Annotated in this window: 15 protein-coding genes; 5 read left to right on the top strand and 10 right to left on the bottom strand. The window is 52.2% G+C overall.

The features are described 5' to 3' along the window. The first annotated feature begins 85 nt into the window (after positions 1–85). The 3 genes from LWL52_RS10475 to LWL52_RS10465 all read left to right on the top strand — a co-directional run bounded on the left by LWL52_RS10475 (position 86) and on the right by LWL52_RS10465 (position 2161). Positions 86–1108 carry an NADP-dependent oxidoreductase gene (locus LWL52_RS10475; protein ID WP_242919573.1) on the top strand — a complete coding sequence of 341 codons (1023 nt, stop codon included), beginning with the start codon at positions 86–88 and terminating at the stop codon, positions 1106–1108. Between the two features lie 247 nt (positions 1109–1355). Next, complete coding sequence (locus LWL52_RS10470) at positions 1356–1601, top strand: hypothetical protein (RefSeq protein WP_242919571.1); 246 nt, start codon at positions 1356–1358, stop codon at positions 1599–1601. A gap of 185 nt (positions 1602–1786) precedes the next feature. Then, positions 1787–2161 carry a hypothetical protein gene (locus LWL52_RS10465; RefSeq protein ID WP_242919569.1) on the top strand — a complete coding sequence of 125 codons (375 nt, stop codon included), beginning with the start codon at positions 1787–1789 and terminating at the stop codon, positions 2159–2161. 119 nt (positions 2162–2280) lie between these two features. Here LWL52_RS10465 and LWL52_RS10460 read toward each other — a convergent pair whose 3' ends face one another. Together LWL52_RS10460 and LWL52_RS10455 are read right to left on the bottom strand one after the other, a co-directional pair. Further along, a complete protein-coding gene (locus tag LWL52_RS10460) occupies positions 2281–2523 on the bottom strand; it encodes a hypothetical protein (RefSeq protein WP_242919567.1) in 243 nt (80 codons plus the stop codon). A 65-nt stretch (positions 2524–2588) separates the two neighbouring features. Beyond that, complete coding sequence (locus tag LWL52_RS10455; protein WP_242919565.1) at positions 2589–3299, bottom strand: hypothetical protein; 711 nt, start codon at positions 3297–3299, stop codon at positions 2589–2591. 147 nt (positions 3300–3446) lie between these two features. Between LWL52_RS10455 and LWL52_RS10450 the strand changes: the two genes are divergently transcribed. Both LWL52_RS10450 and LWL52_RS10445 read left to right on the top strand, forming a co-directional pair. Beyond that, on the top strand, positions 3447–4139 hold the full coding sequence (locus LWL52_RS10450) for a hypothetical protein (RefSeq protein WP_242919563.1): 693 nt from the start codon (positions 3447–3449) through the stop codon (positions 4137–4139). A 67-nt stretch (positions 4140–4206) separates the two neighbouring features. After that, complete coding sequence (locus LWL52_RS10445) at positions 4207–4779, top strand: hypothetical protein (RefSeq protein ID WP_242919561.1); 573 nt, start codon at positions 4207–4209, stop codon at positions 4777–4779. Positions 4780–4919: 140 nt separating this feature from the next. On the opposite strand, the gene LWL52_RS10440 is transcribed toward LWL52_RS10445, so the two are convergent. The 8 genes from LWL52_RS10440 to dapA form a co-directional block, all read right to left on the bottom strand. Next, a complete protein-coding gene (locus LWL52_RS10440) occupies positions 4920–5996 on the bottom strand; it encodes an AI-2E family transporter (protein ID WP_242919559.1) in 1077 nt (358 codons plus the stop codon). 85 nt (positions 5997–6081) lie between these two features. Then, positions 6082–6972: a YsnF/AvaK domain-containing protein gene (locus LWL52_RS10435; RefSeq protein ID WP_242919557.1), complete on the bottom strand. Its 891-nt coding sequence runs from the start codon at positions 6970–6972 to the stop codon at positions 6082–6084. Positions 6973–7344: 372 nt separating this feature from the next. Beyond that, positions 7345–9102, bottom strand: coding sequence for an amino acid permease (locus LWL52_RS10430; protein ID WP_242919555.1), 1758 nt, complete (start codon positions 9100–9102; stop codon positions 7345–7347). 20 nt (positions 9103–9122) lie between these two features. Next, complete coding sequence (locus LWL52_RS10425) at positions 9123–10226, bottom strand: lysylphosphatidylglycerol synthase transmembrane domain-containing protein (protein WP_242919553.1); 1104 nt, start codon at positions 10224–10226, stop codon at positions 9123–9125. A gap of 18 nt (positions 10227–10244) precedes the next feature. Then, positions 10245–12182, bottom strand: a complete 1938-nt coding sequence (locus tag LWL52_RS10420) for a KUP/HAK/KT family potassium transporter (protein ID WP_242919551.1) — start codon at positions 12180–12182, stop codon at positions 10245–10247. An 80-nt stretch (positions 12183–12262) separates the two neighbouring features. Further along, on the bottom strand, positions 12263–12913 hold the full coding sequence (locus tag LWL52_RS10415) for a DedA family protein (RefSeq protein ID WP_255749012.1): 651 nt from the start codon (positions 12911–12913) through the stop codon (positions 12263–12265). A 165-nt stretch (positions 12914–13078) separates the two neighbouring features. Then, positions 13079–13351 carry a hypothetical protein gene (locus LWL52_RS10410; RefSeq protein ID WP_242919549.1) on the bottom strand — a complete coding sequence of 91 codons (273 nt, stop codon included), beginning with the start codon at positions 13349–13351 and terminating at the stop codon, positions 13079–13081. Between the two features lie 234 nt (positions 13352–13585). After that, a complete protein-coding gene (gene dapA / locus LWL52_RS10405; RefSeq protein WP_242919547.1) occupies positions 13586–14455 on the bottom strand; it encodes a 4-hydroxy-tetrahydrodipicolinate synthase in 870 nt (289 codons plus the stop codon). Positions 14456–14485: the final 30 nt, after the last annotated feature.

Below are 14485 nucleotides of genomic sequence, written 5' to 3'. Positions count from 1 at the left end.
TTCCGGGCTCATATCAATGTAAAAGTTCAAAGAAATGCTCCTATGCCCGCCGGTACACGTAAACTATACTTTGACTGGAAACACGATGGAAGCAAAAATTATACGATTGGCAAGCCGGCCCAAAGGTATGCCCACCTTAGAAAACTTTGCATTTGATGCGCAGCAAATGCCATCGCCGCAAGAGGGAGAGTTGCTGCTGAAAGCCTTATATATTTCGGTGGACCCCTACATGCGCGGACGCATGAGCGATGCCAAATCGTATGTAGCACCTTATGCTGTAGGCGAACCCATCACGGGCGGCGTGGTGGCCGAAGTGGTGGAAAGCAGGCACGCGCACTTTGCAAAAGGCGATGTGGTACTGGGTACGCTTCCCTGGCAAACCTACTGCATTTCAGATGGCTCCGGGCTGAACAAGTTACCCCAAAAGGTCGCGCCCCTCAGCTATTACCTGGGTATTCTGGGCATGCCAGGCCTTACAGCGTACTGCGGCCTGTTTCTGATCGGCGCACCAAAAGCCGGAGAGACCGTGGTGGTGTCCGGTGCGGCCGGGGCCGTGGGGACGGTGGTGGGCCAGCTGGCAAAAATCAATGGCTGCCGGGTAGTAGGTATTGCCGGATCGGATGAGAAGATCCGCTACCTGACCGAGGAGCTCGGCTTTGATGTTGCTCTTAACTATAAAACTACCCACAACATTGGCGCAGCCATTGCAGAAGCCTGTCCGGATGGTGTGGACATATACTTTGACAACGTGGGAGGGGAGATCTCTGATGGCGTTTATGCCCGGATAAACAAGTTCGCCCGCATTGCTATTTGCGGCCAGATCGCGACGTACAATGCCACCACGCCTCCTGTCGGGCCGCGGGTGGAAGGAACGCTGCTGAAAAAAAGTGCCCTGATGAAGGGGTTTATTGTTAGCGACTATGCCAGCCACTTCGGGGAAGCTACCCGGGACCTGGCCCGGTGGGTGCAGGAAGGGAAGCTGCAGTACCAGGAGCATATTATCGAAGGGTTTGAGAATCTGCCAAACGCTTTTTTCGGCTTGTTTACCGGCGAAAATACCGGCAAGCAGTTGGTGAAAGTAGCCGAACCATCGCCAATACAAACCTAGTTTATACTTTAAAGGGAAGCCGGCGGGCAGCGCAGTCGCCTGCCGGCACCTGGTTGCTGCTACCCCTGAGCAGTGGAAAAATTATGAAATAAATGCTTGCAGTTCAGCAACTCGTCCGTTAAATTGCAACAGCTACTTTCATTAAAGCCAGCGTCTTTATACTTGCATACGCCCGCTGGCAGCAGCACAGGGCAGGGTTGTGCAGGAAATAACTCAAGGGAAAATCATATTATTTAACTTAGCGATAATGGTAGATGCTATTAATTTTATAGCCCTGTCCGGGATATTTAATGTTTTATTTTTCTGGTATGCCTCTACCAAGGTAAAAGTGAAACCTGATCCGGTAAAAACCCTCATTCTCTCATTTATCTTTTCCATTCCGCTCAGCTTTCTTTTAATAACAGTTTATACGACCATGTTGCTCTATGCGGCCAAAAAGGGCCTCAGCGAAGATGCTGTCTGGGAGTACATGGAGCAGGAAGAGCTACAGTAATTATCATCTTCCGTCTTACCTATAAGTTTTGCAGCCGAGCATATTTGTATTGTGCCAGGTATTTGAAGTATAATAAAGCGAAAGGTCAGTCGGGCCGTATACACCGGTACGGCTTCGCTGCCATACTAGAATCAGTAGGCAGGAACGAGCGCCGTAATGCACGGAACAAACTTAAACTGAATTTTATGGAAAGATACTGCAAAGGAATTTTATCGGTAGCCACCCTGGCCCTAACCATGGGTTTGGTTTCTTGTGGCGGCAACAACGGCGACATGCCTTCGGAAGATAATTATAAGAATACCACGGAGAGCGCTCCCGAGTCTACCGACAACCTGACGGGCTATGGCGACATCACCGATTCCACTGGTACTGACACTGCTAAAACCGGCACCACAGCAGGCAGCACTACTACATCCGGTACTGGTGGTATGACTACATCCGGAGGAACGACCTCAGGTGGTACAACGTCCGGAACAACAACCTCAGCCACAACAGCCGGTTCTACTACTTCCGGTACTACAGGCAGTACAACCACTGGCGGAGGCACAACGGGCAACTAATAGATTCCTTACAACGGAGATTATAAACAGCAAAGGGGGCAGCCATCATGGCTGCCCCCTTTGCTGTTTATACACAGTTTGCGTTCCGGGCATCGGAGCGCATTAGCTAAAGTTATACCTTAATGGCTGCCGGCACTGCTGCCCGTATCCTGCCCGCCATCCTGCCCATCGGCGCTGCCCCTGCTGCCGCTTTTCTGCGACGGCACACCGCCTACCTGCCCACGCATCAGCTCCTCTTCGTTTACTTTCTCCGGCTTTCCGGTGGGATGAATATTGGGTACGCTGGCACCAGTGGGCGTGGTTTTGTTCGTATCCTCCTTTTTGAGCATATCTTTTTTAGGTGCATTCTTATCGTTCTTCATAGCTTATGTTTTATGGTGTGAGGCGCTGGCGGAAGTATAATCGCAAGCGTCCTTTAGTTTATTTTTTAGTATCGGTCCAGGTCTCGGAAATCTTCTGAGTTACGGCGGCGTTCGCCTTCACTGTAAAAGTCGGGATGCCGGCTGGTGTAATGGCCGTGGTAACTAGGCCGTGAGTTGCGTAACTCGCCGCTCAGCGGATCGTACCGTCTGTTCCAGTCCTGGTTGTAGGTCGTAGAGCCATCATAGCCGTAGCTTAGCGAACCAGCCATGTTGCCATAGTTCTCGCCATGGCCGCTGCCATAGTGGTCAGGGTTATAAGTAGCATTAAAATTACTGTGGCCTGACCGGCGCCAGTCCTCGTTCTGGCTGCGGTTATACTCCTGATCCGCGTTGCCACCTGAGCGGCTGCCATAGCTGCCACTGGTAGGTTGGAACTGCGTGTTCCAGTTACGGGAATGGCCCCGCTCGTCGCGGAACGTATACTTGCTGTCGTGTTCAAAATCATGGCCCGGGCTCCGGTCGTTGTGATAGGTGCCGCTCCAATCGCGTTCAAAATCACGGCGGTTGCTCAGCTCACCGGCTCTTCTGTTCTGTGGCTGCTGGCGGTGCTCGCTTCGATCAAAGCCATTGTAGGTGGTTTCGTTGCGGTCGGGGCTTTCGTTATCGAACCGGTAAGATCCCCTGAATCTGTCCTGGTCTATCGGGCGGTCATCGCCGCCAAGGTGGTTTCGGTAATCCGTATAGCCGGTTCTGTTATACCAATCGTTTCCTTCCATCGTTTTTTCATAGTTTGGTCCTGTCTTTTTAAACGGCATAGCGCAACACAGGGTTAGGCGCACTGCTGTTCTCGGTTAACCTATTCCCCCTTACCTGCCGTACACATAAGGGAAATACCCGTGATCAATTAACCTAACATACATGCTATGAGAAACAGACAAGAAGCGTACAACGACCGTGATTTTGATAATGCCCACTGGCTGCACGGCTATCACCGGGGCGAAAATTCAGACCGCGGCAACTATACCTTGGACACGCATTTTAACAGGGGCTACGGTGATAATGCCGACAACCAGTGGGGCGACCCCAACAGCTTTAACTCCAACGCCGATCAGGAGCAAATGTCTCCGCAAGGTAGGTTTCAGGCAGGCGGCGCCCAATATAGCGGCGAAGATTTTACCCGCCAAAGCCACAGCAATAACCCCTACGGCATGACCTATACTGGGGATGATGCTTATAATTCCGGCCGGCACTATGATGCCCGCGCAGATTACAGCGACAGGGACTATGATGCTTTCCGCCACAACCGGACTTCGGATAACAGGTATGGTATGGCTGATGAACGCTTCGGGCACGATGTGCGCCGAGGTAATTCAGGCGAGAACCGGGCTCGCAACTCGCGCGGTGATGAGGAGTCTTACCGCCGTTACGAGCAGCATAATCCTAACTATGACAACGACTATTCCGGCGGGTTTGCCGGCCGCAACTATTCCGAAGGCCAGACACATTATGGCGAAGGCAGCTATTACAGCAACCTGGATCGCTGGAACAAGGGCCATGCCGACCAGCGCCACGACAGGTATGACCAACATAATGCCGGTAGCAACCGCAACAGATAAAATGCATTTTTAAACCAGAAAGCGGCACCGGGCTTTGCGCCAGGTGCCGCCTGATACTTCTAAACCTATGAATAACTACAGAGAGCATACTTATGGCGACTATAACCGCCAATACCGCAACAACGAACAAGACCATCCGAACAGCGGCCCTTACCAGGGGCGGCGTAATGCTTATTTAGGGGATACCCGCCACGAGCCCGGCGAGCACTACCGTATCCAGCAGAGCCGCCAGTATGGCCGAAGCGGGGGAGAGGCAGGCACCCGCGAAGACCGCTACAACGAAATGTATGATATCTCCAATTATTCGGATAACCCGCGCAGCATGGAGTATGGCCAGCGCCACGGAGCGGCCGAGAATGACCTCGACCGCATCGATTACTTCCCGTATGCTGAAGGACCATATGGCCGGGCGCCGCGACATTACCGCTACTCGGAGGGCTATAATCCCAACTACGACAATCCGGAAGAAGGCGACATGTACCGGAACTTCGACAGCCGCGGCAACCATGGCTACCGCCACGATGCCTCCTATGGCAACGAAGACGAGTTCCGGGATTTTGGAAACGATCATTATGGCTCCCGCGACCAGACCAACAACAATGACCGCAACTTTGGCTACATGGGAGGGTATAACCGGTAAATCACTAAGGCGCATACTTAAAATGAATGCGTAAATCTTAAAATCAAAACAGCCGCAGTGTTAAGCTGCGGCTGTTTTGGTTATAAGAAGTTGATGTGTGAAGAGCTGCTTTGCAGGCGCAAGCCAGGTATACACGCGCGTCAGGAAGTCTTCGAGGTTTTGGCCTGTACCTTATACTCATTCGGGATCTGATCTCCCAGGAGTTTTCCCCAGGGCTTGAGGTGCTCGATGCGGTCAAAAATGATCTTGATCACGGCCACAATCGGGATGGAGAGAAACATGCCCGATACCCCCCACAGCGCGCCGCCCAGCAGCACCACCAGGATAGAAACCAACGCGTTGATCTGCACTTTGGAAGAGACAATGCGGGGCACAAGTATGTTGTTGTCGATGAACTGGATCAGGATGTAAGCCCCTACTATGGCCAGTTGGGTGGTATACCCCTCCTTAGTAACAGTAGCGATCAGCACAGGCAGCAGGATCGCGATCAGGCCGCCAATGTAGGGAATCATGTTCAGGATAGCGCCTATTACGCCCAGCAGAATAGCATACCGTACATCCAGTATAAGCAGGGCGGCCGCATTCAGCACGGCTACAACGGCAGCCTCTATCAGAAGGCCCACAATATAGCTTTGTATGGCTGATTTGGTTTCTCCCAGTATCACGGTCACATTCTCGGAGTTCTTTTTAGAGAACACTTCAAAAATAAAATTCAGGAGAAGGGGTTTGTACAGGAGGAGCAGAAAAATATAAACGGGTATCAGCACCAGTACGCTGAACATGCCAAGGGCGCCGCTCAGTGTTTGCCCTACCAGGGCCTTGCTGCTGTTAGCCGCCTCCTTAACCAGTTCCATCTGCTTTTCGATCGTGATACCAAAAGTCGTTTCGATCCAGCTATTCAGGTTCGAAAGGATGAGGCTAAACCTTTCTTTGAGCTGGGGCACCATCTCCCCGAACTGGATGATCTGGGAGGAGAGAAAGTATAACAGCCCGGCCAGTATGAGGATGGCAATCAGCAACGTCAGGATAATAGCCAGGAGCTTGGGTATGCGCAGCCGGTGCAGCAGGTTGTAGAGGGGGTTGAGCAACACGGCCAGTAAAACCGAGAAAGCCAGCGGAACAAGTATGTCGGCGAGCAGGTAGAGCACATAGACCAGCAGGATAAGGCCGAACAAAATGGTCGTGCTCTTTTTATAAAAAGGTTCGGATTCGGTCATTGAATGGAGGTGTATCGCTTATGAAAGAAGCGGCAGCCTGTTTACAGGTTGCCGCTTCTTAATAGGTTTGCTAGGATACAAGTAATTATACGTTGCCCGGACGGTCAGGTCCAGGTCCACCAGGTCCGGGGCGGTCAGTATTGCGAAGTCTGTTACGTTCTTCCTCCGGCGTAAGCTTCTCGATATCCACGTCGGTTTTACGAACAGTGTCTTTTATACTTTCCTCGCGTTCCTCTACTTTTTTACCCAGGTTCACTTCTTCCACCACGCGGGCTTCCTTGTTTACCACCGGCACCTCGGCTCGTTCGGTCATTTCCATCTCGCCCTCCTTAAAGCTGTTCAGGTCTGCCTCTGTAGCCGGACGGTTTACCGGACGGCGTTCTGCCCATACATGCTCCTCGCGCAGGCGCAGGCGCTCCTCTACCGGGCGCTCTACAATACGGCTGCGGATGCGCACACCACCTGTTTGTACTTCGCGCTTGCCAACCTGCAGGTTCTCTTCAATAATAGGAATAGATTTGGTGCGGTCAGTTCCTGTTACATCCAGGTTTTTGTCGGTAGCAGCAGCTCCCATGGCCTGTCCGGTTGCGGCGGCGCCCATCCCTGCACCTGCCTGATATTTTGTGGCGTGTTCGTCTATATCGATGGCGCCATGGTTATCCAGAATGTCGGCTGCACGTTCTGCTTCATCAGCCGATTGGGCATGCACAGTCACGATAGAGCCCCGGCGGGCCACTTCAGCATAATGTTCGTGTTTGTCTTTGTCGCTTCCGAACAGGTTTCTGAAGAATTCGCCGATGCTGTCGGTGTCTTCTTCCTCATGTGTGTCCAGCACAGTGCCCGTAGCGGCAACATCGGCATTGCGGCGGTCCGATACGTCAATGTTATTGCGGTTAAAGCCGTTGCGGGTTAATTCTGCTACAGCGGCTTGCGCTTCTCCTGCATTATCAAAAATGCCTATTACTGTTTGTGCCATAGATTTAAAATTAGTTTGTTCTCAATAGATTAGAAATGTGGTTAATGTCTCTTTCAATACGGCGTCGCTACTCAAATGTTTGGCAGGCGGACCTAAGAAAATTAATATACTATATTAAATATATTGAAAGTTAAGTAGGGTTCATATCGGGTAAATAATACTTCCACAGGTCAACTTTCGGAGGGAGTATACCTGCTTAAAAAAGCAAAAGCCACCCTGTTAACGGATGGCTTTTGCCTGGCTTGGGACAAGTGGTTATTTCACCAGCTCCGAAGCGATGTACCTGGATGTAAAACCGAAACGCCTGGCAAAACTAGCTTGAAAATAAAGAGCTTGTTTTGCCAGGCGTTTACTCTGAAACGAAAAAAGTAGTTATACGCTTACAGGTTCTTCCGCTTTAGCCAGCTTGCTGTTCTTATACCCGTAGAAGAAGTAAATGATCAGGCCCAGCACCAGCCAGATTAAGAAGCGGCTCCAGTTGGTAATGCCCAGTTCCGTCATCAGGTAGAGGTTGGTCAGCAGACCCAGCACCGGTATAAGCGAGAAATTGCGGGTAAAGGTGAGCACGGTGATCACGGCAGTAACGATAAAAAAGCCGATCAACGGAATCTTGTGTTTAAAAACGTCCCATCCCTGTTCGGTGCCATTGCGCATACTTAAAAAGGTGTCGATGCCTTCGCGGTTGTAGGTAAACAGTACGCCTAACCCCACAATCATGAGCAGCGGCAGAATATACTTGCCATTGATGTAGGGCACCCGGAATATCTTCTTACCAGCCGGTACCTCGTGGTAATCTTCCTGAATAAGCACGCCCCCGCAAACCAGCACAAAAGCAAACAGGGTGCCTATACTTGTCAGGTCGGTCACTTCGGTCAGGTTCATGAACAGCGCCGGAATAGCCACCACAAAACCGGTTACGATCGTGGCAAAAGAAGGTGTTTTATACTTGGGGTGGATGCGGGAGAACACTTTGGGTAACAGGCCGTCGCGGCTCATGCTCATCCAGATGCGCGGCTGCCCGTACTGGAACACCAGCAACACACTGGCCATGGCCACAATGGCGCTCACCGCTACGATACCGGCAATGGCATCCAGGTTAACGCGGGAGAACACAAACGCCAGCGGATCGCCCACAGCCAGCTCATAATAAGGCACCATGCCGGTGAGTACCAGCGCCAGGATCACATAGAGGACCGTACAAAGTATAAGGGCAATGATCATAGCCCGGGGCAGGTCGCGCTGTGGGTTTTCGCATTCTTCGGCGGTGGTAGAGATGGCATCAAAGCCAATATAGGCAAAGAACACTGCCGATACGCCTTTCAGGATGCCGCTCACACCATTTGGCGCAAAAGGGCTCCAGTTGTCGGGGTTGATGTAGAAAGCACCGACCGAGATCACAATCAGGATTACGATCAGTTTAAGGAGCACCAGCATGTTGGCTGTGCGTTTTGATTCTTTTACCCCCACATACACCAGGTACGTGATGAGGGCGGTGATGCCCAGGGCGGGGATATCAGCAATGAGTTTAAAGTTGCCGATCGCCGGGGCATTGAGCCAGGCCAGGTAGCCTTCCTGAATATTGAAAGGCAGCGAGGAGAGGGCATTGCCCTGCGCCAGTTGCGCGACCGCTTCGGCATAGCCGCGGGAGGCGCTCAGGTAATCCATCGACAGGTATTTGGGAATACCCAGGCCCACGCCGTTCAGCACGGCTGTAAAATAATCGGACCACGAGATGGCCACAGCGATGTTGCCGATGGCGTATTCCATCAACAGATCCCAGCCAATGATCCAGGCGACCAGCTCGCCAAACGAAGCATAGGCATAGGTATAGGCACTGCCCGAAACAGGGATAGAGGACGCGAACTGCGCATAGCATAAGGCTGAAAAGCCGCAGGCAATGGCGGTGAAAATGAAAAGCAGCGAAACCCCCGGGCCACCTGCTGCGCTGGCGTTGCCGATGGTACTGAAAATGCCTGCCCCGATAATGGCGGCAATACCAAAGGATACCAGGTCTTTTAGCTGTAAGGTGCGTACCAGGTCTGTGCCGGCAATTTCGCCACTTTTGTGGTAGTCAGAAAGCATGGCCGAAGCGTTTTTGCGGCGCCGGATGTTTTTGAGCAGTTCGTTCATGGGCAAAGCTGGTTAAACAGCTATCGGTTTAGTAGTATAGGGTTCTTGGTAAAGGCAGCCGCAGAAGCATTCTCCAAACTTGGCGTTTCGTGCTTAAACACGCGGGCCGCCCACCTCGGGAAAACAAATGCGCCTACAAGCAAATATAAATAATAGGTCAGTAAACGGTAAAGTAACACAACAATAGTTGTAAATCCACCTAAAAAGGCACCAAAGAATGCCGGAAAAGCAACTTCGGCAATGCCCGCCGCACCTGGCGTCACAGAAACGAACAACACGATCTTGTAAATGAGGTTGCGCGAGAAGATCACCAGGTGCTCATGCAGGCTCAGGTGAGCAAAGGCTGCGATCAGGCAGCCGATGATGACGTAGCGGGCGGTCCATACAAAGAAGGTCGAAAGGCTGGCCCGCAGCCAGTACGCCCGGGGCTTATGGTGCAGGTGCTGTGAGGCGATCAGCAGCTCGTTGGCGTGGCGGAAGAGCGCGGGGCTCCAGCGCCTGAGCAGTTTCATGCGGGCCAGGCGTAGCAACAGTTGTTTTACCGCTTTGGGATTAATGAAGAGCGCGTAAAACATGGCGCAGGCGTAGAGCGCGATCAGCAGATAGCTGATAAAGAAGGCAACCCCCAGGCTTTCGCGCAGCGCCGGGTTAAGGCCTTCCATTTCGGGCAGCACATGGCCCTGGGTAAAGAGCAGCACCAGCGGAACCGCCGCCACAAAGTATAAATTATCGAGCATGGCCGTCACCATCACCTGGGCGATGGATTTGCCCAGCGGGATCTTCTCTTTGAACAGGATGTAAGCGGCAATCGTAGAGCCGCCCACCACCGAGGGCAGGGCACAGGAGGCAAACTCCCAGAGCATGATCACACTGAAGCTTTGGCGCCAGCTCAGGGCCTTATCGGTTACGTGGCGGATCCGGTAAATATAGCCAAAGTCGCGGATAAACAAGACCAGCAGCGCCACAGCTAGCCAGCCCAGGTTAGCATTCAGCAGCGTCTGCAGCTGATCGGGCTGGTAGTTACGATACAGCATATAGCCCACCACGCCCAGGCCAAGCAGCATGGGCAGGAGCAGGCGGCGCACAGAAAACTGCGACTGTAATTTCTGGAGGGAGAGGGCCATACCGGCAGTAATCAAAAATTAAACCAGGATTCGCTTCAGCTGCGGCAGTTGTGCCGGCGTAATAACCAAGGGCACTTTCTCTACTTTTACCGAGCTGCTGTCGAGGCCGAACCACTTGCTTTCGGAACTGGTAAACTGTTTGATGTTAAAGTACCACTCCATAATCAGGCGTTCCTTAAAAGGTAAATCGTTCTCGTAAGATAAGAACTTTTCGAGAACAACAAACCGGAAATCACCGATAAGATGCTGCCTGCTCAACGAGTTGTAGCGGCTGGTAATGTCCACCTCGCCGTTTTCGACCAGCTCCTCCACTACTTTGCGGAAGAAGAGGTTGATGCGCTGTTCTACCCGGAAGCCCAGCCTGAAATCAATGCGGATCACATCGTCTTCGTCCAGCTTGCGCACCTGGTAATCTAAAGTATAAGGCTCGTCGGTGGTTTCCACGTGCACAAACCAGTAAATATCGGCGCGCTTCGGGCGTTTCTGGAAGATCGAGTAGATCACCTTCGATTCGATCTCGCTAGGCTTGGAGGCACTCGTCATAAACACCAGGTGCGTGGTATACTTAGGGATGGTCTCGTCCGCACTAAGCTCGCGCAGGGCCGGCAGGTAATCTTTCAGGCGGACGTACTCGGTAAGGCTGCGCTTGATCTGCTGGGCATTAAGCCAGATATACATGACCGTGAGCAGCAGCCCGCCGATCATAAGCGATACCCAGCCGCCATGCGGGAACTTGCTCAGGTTCGCCACTAGGAAAGCCGCCTCGATGCTCATGTACAGCACCAGGAACAAGGCTACCAGGATGCGCGAGTGGCTCTTGATGTAGAGGTAATAGCTCATCAGGATGGTGGTGGACAGCATCGCCATGGTGATCGCCAGGCCATAGGCCGCTTCCATTTTTTCTGATTCGCGGAAGTAGAGCACCACGCCGCAGCAGCCCAGCCACAGGAGCCAGTTTATACTTGGTACGTATAGTTGGCCCTTCATATTTGTTGGGTATACCAGCTTTACTTTCGGCCACAAGTTAAGGCGAATGGCCTCGCTGATGAGGGTAAAAGAACCACTGATCAGCGCCTGACTGGCAATGATAGCGGCAATGGTAGCAATACCGACACCCGGCAGCACAAACCACCCGGGCATAATGCCATAAAACGGGTTCTCGTTCAGCTGCCCGCCCACGTGCGTCATCAGCCAGGAGCCCTGCCCCAGGTAATTGAGCAGGAGGCAGGTTTTTACAAAGGTCCAGCTCAGGCGGATGTTGGGACGGCCGCAGTGGCCCAGGTCCGAGTATAATGCTTCCGCCCCGGTCGTACACAGGAATACCGCTCCCAGCAGCCAGAAGCCGTTGGGGTAGTTTACCAGCATGTTGTAAGCGTAATAGGGGTTCAGTGCCTTGAGTATTTCCGGGTGGCTCACCACGCCCAGCGCACCCAATGAGCCCAGCATGGTAAACCACAGGAACATGATCGGTCCAAACGCCTTGCCCACGATTTCAGAGCCGAAGCGCTGCATCACAAACAAGCCGGTAAGGATGGCCAGCACAATGGGCACAGTCGGAATGTTGGGGTACAGGATGCGTAACCCCTCGATGGCCGAAGAAACGGAAATAGGAGGTGTAATAATGCCATCAGCCAGCAGGGCGCTACCTCCCAGCATGGCCGGGATGATCAGCCAGCCGGCACGGCGGCGGATTAGGGTATAAAGCGAGAAAATACCGCCTTCGCCATTGTTGTCGGCCTGCAGGGTAAGCAGCACATACTTGATAGTGGTCTGCAGCGTAAGCGTCCAGAAAACACAGGAAATACCGCCGTACACCAGAATCTCAGAGATTGGGTTTCCCCCGATGATGGCTTTCATTACATAGAGCGGCGAAGTGCCGATATCTCCGTAAATAATGCCCAGGGAAATCAGTAGGCCGGCGGTAGAAACGGCGCCAGCCTTGTGTTTAAGCTCCATGTAAAAGAAATATTAATATAAACCTGACGCAGAACAACTTTAACAAGGTGTTAAGTTTAATCCCGTCATACTAAAATGTGTTATGCTTTGGAGGAGGTTTTTTTCTTGAGAAGCGCGATAATGGGCGGCATAATGGATATGACGATGATGCCGATCACGAGTAGCGAGAAGTTCTCCTTCACGACCGGGATGTTGCCCAGGAAATAGCCTGCCAGGCAAAACAAAAATACCCACACCAGCGCTCCTAGCACATTGTAGACAACAAAGTTACGGTAATGCATTTTGCCGATACCTGCCACAAAAGGGGCAAAGGTGCGCACAATAGGGATAAAACGGGCATACACAATGGTACGGCCGCCATAGCGGTTATAGAAAAGTTGGGCCTCGTCCAGGTACTCCCGCTTCAGGAACCAGTAGTTGCGCTGGTATACCTGGTCTCCGAGTTTTCGCCCGAACAGGTAGTTGACTGAGTCGCCCAGGATAGCAGCCACACACATCAGGACCAGGATCAGGACGATATGCAGGCCCGATTCGGGCAAGGCAGCCAGGGCACCCAAGGCAAATAGCAACGAGTCGCCGGGCAGGAAAGGGGTAACAATCAGGCCAGTTTCACAAAACACGATGAGGAATACGATCAGGTACACCCAGCCATGGTACTGCTGTGTTAACTCTACCAGGTGCTTGTCGATGTGCAGCACAAAGTCTATCAGTTGCTGTAAAAGCTCAATCATAAGTATAAGAAAGTATAACGACAGGCAGAGGCAGGGGAGCTGTTGCCTGATAAATGAACTTGGTAAAGGAATAGCCCCGGAAAAGGGTCGTTTAAATGTAGTAAGTATGTTTTGGGAGCGTACCCCGGTGGCATAGGAGCTTAAACTGGTTGCGGGGCTAACCGATCAGGGGCCATTAGAGCGGACCGGAAAACGGACGTTTGCCAGCACCGGGAAAAAAGCGTATTGCCGGGCATACTTTTCGGGCCATTGCGGAAAATCGTTTGGCAGCACGGCGGTTAGCGGCTTTAGCAGCTGTCTGCCGGTTGGTAGCACCCTTTTCGTGGCAACCGAGGACCGTTGGGTTAGCACAACGGCATCAGAAAATTCAGCGGCTGAAGGTGTTATCTGCAGCTCGCCGGAAGCAGGAAACACAGCTGCTGCGGCAGTAAAGGGCATTGCGAGTGCCAATAGGCTACACACAAACACAACTATGAGCACTGAAATCTGCTTTCGCAAGGCTGTGCCTTTTTTATTCATGACCGCAAAGGAAAAGCCTTATCCCCTCTAAAGCAATAGATGCGTCTTATTTTTAATGCTTTACCGGCATAGGGCGCACCAAATTGCCAACAGAAGAAAACAAAAAGGCCGGAAGAGGAGCTTCCGGCCTTTTTGTTTAGATGGGAAAGTACCTTAGAGTAACTTGTATAATCTGTCTTTTAAGCCGGAAGAGGCTTCTACCAGCGGTAGCCGAACAGCGGCCGTACAAACGCCAAACCGCTCCAGCACTGCTTTAACGCCTACTGGGTTTCCTTCTTCGTACATCATCGGGTTTATGTCTACAAACGAGAGCATGAGCTCGGCGGCTGCTTTAAAGTCTTCGGTCAGGGCCAGCTGCATCATGCGGCTGAATTTTTCAGGGAAGGCATTGGCCAGTACCGAGATCACGCCTTCTGCTCCAAAAGATGCCATCGGAACAGCCAGCATATCGTCGCCGCTGAGCAGCATAAAGTCTTTGGGCTTATGGCGGGCAATGTACATGCACTGCTCCAGGTTCCCGGAGGCTTCTTTGGTGCCGATGATGTTCTCGTGCACGGCCAGTTTAAGGGTTGTTTCGGCGGTAACGTTGCTGCCCGTGCGGCCCGGCACATTATAAAGTATAACCGGCACCGGCGAGGCATTGGCAATGGCCACGTAGTGCTGGTAAATGCCCTGTTGCGAGGGCTTATTATAATAAGGGCTTACCGAAAGCAGGGCCGCTATGCCATGCAGGTCTGTTTCTGCTATGGTATCCAACACGTGTTGGGTATTGTTGCCGCCAATGCCATACACCAGGGGCACCCGGTTATTTACCTCCTGCTTTATAAAGCGCAGGATCTCGGCCTTTTCATCCGTGGTGGTGGTCACCGACTCTGCCGTAGTGCCGTTTATGACCAGGTAGTTTACGCCTCCTTCCAACACAAATTCCAGCAGCTTGCGGAGGGCTCCGTAATCCACCGCCAGCTCTTTCGTGAAAGGCGTAGCCAAGGCCACGCCTGTACCTCTTAATTTTTCTCTGATCATCTTTATCAATTACGAAATACGAAGTACGAA

Source organism: Pontibacter liquoris, assembly GCF_022758235.1.
Taxonomy (GTDB): Bacteria; Bacteroidota; Bacteroidia; order Cytophagales; family Hymenobacteraceae; genus Pontibacter; species Pontibacter liquoris.
This window is presented reverse-complemented; position numbering and strand designations above follow the sequence as displayed.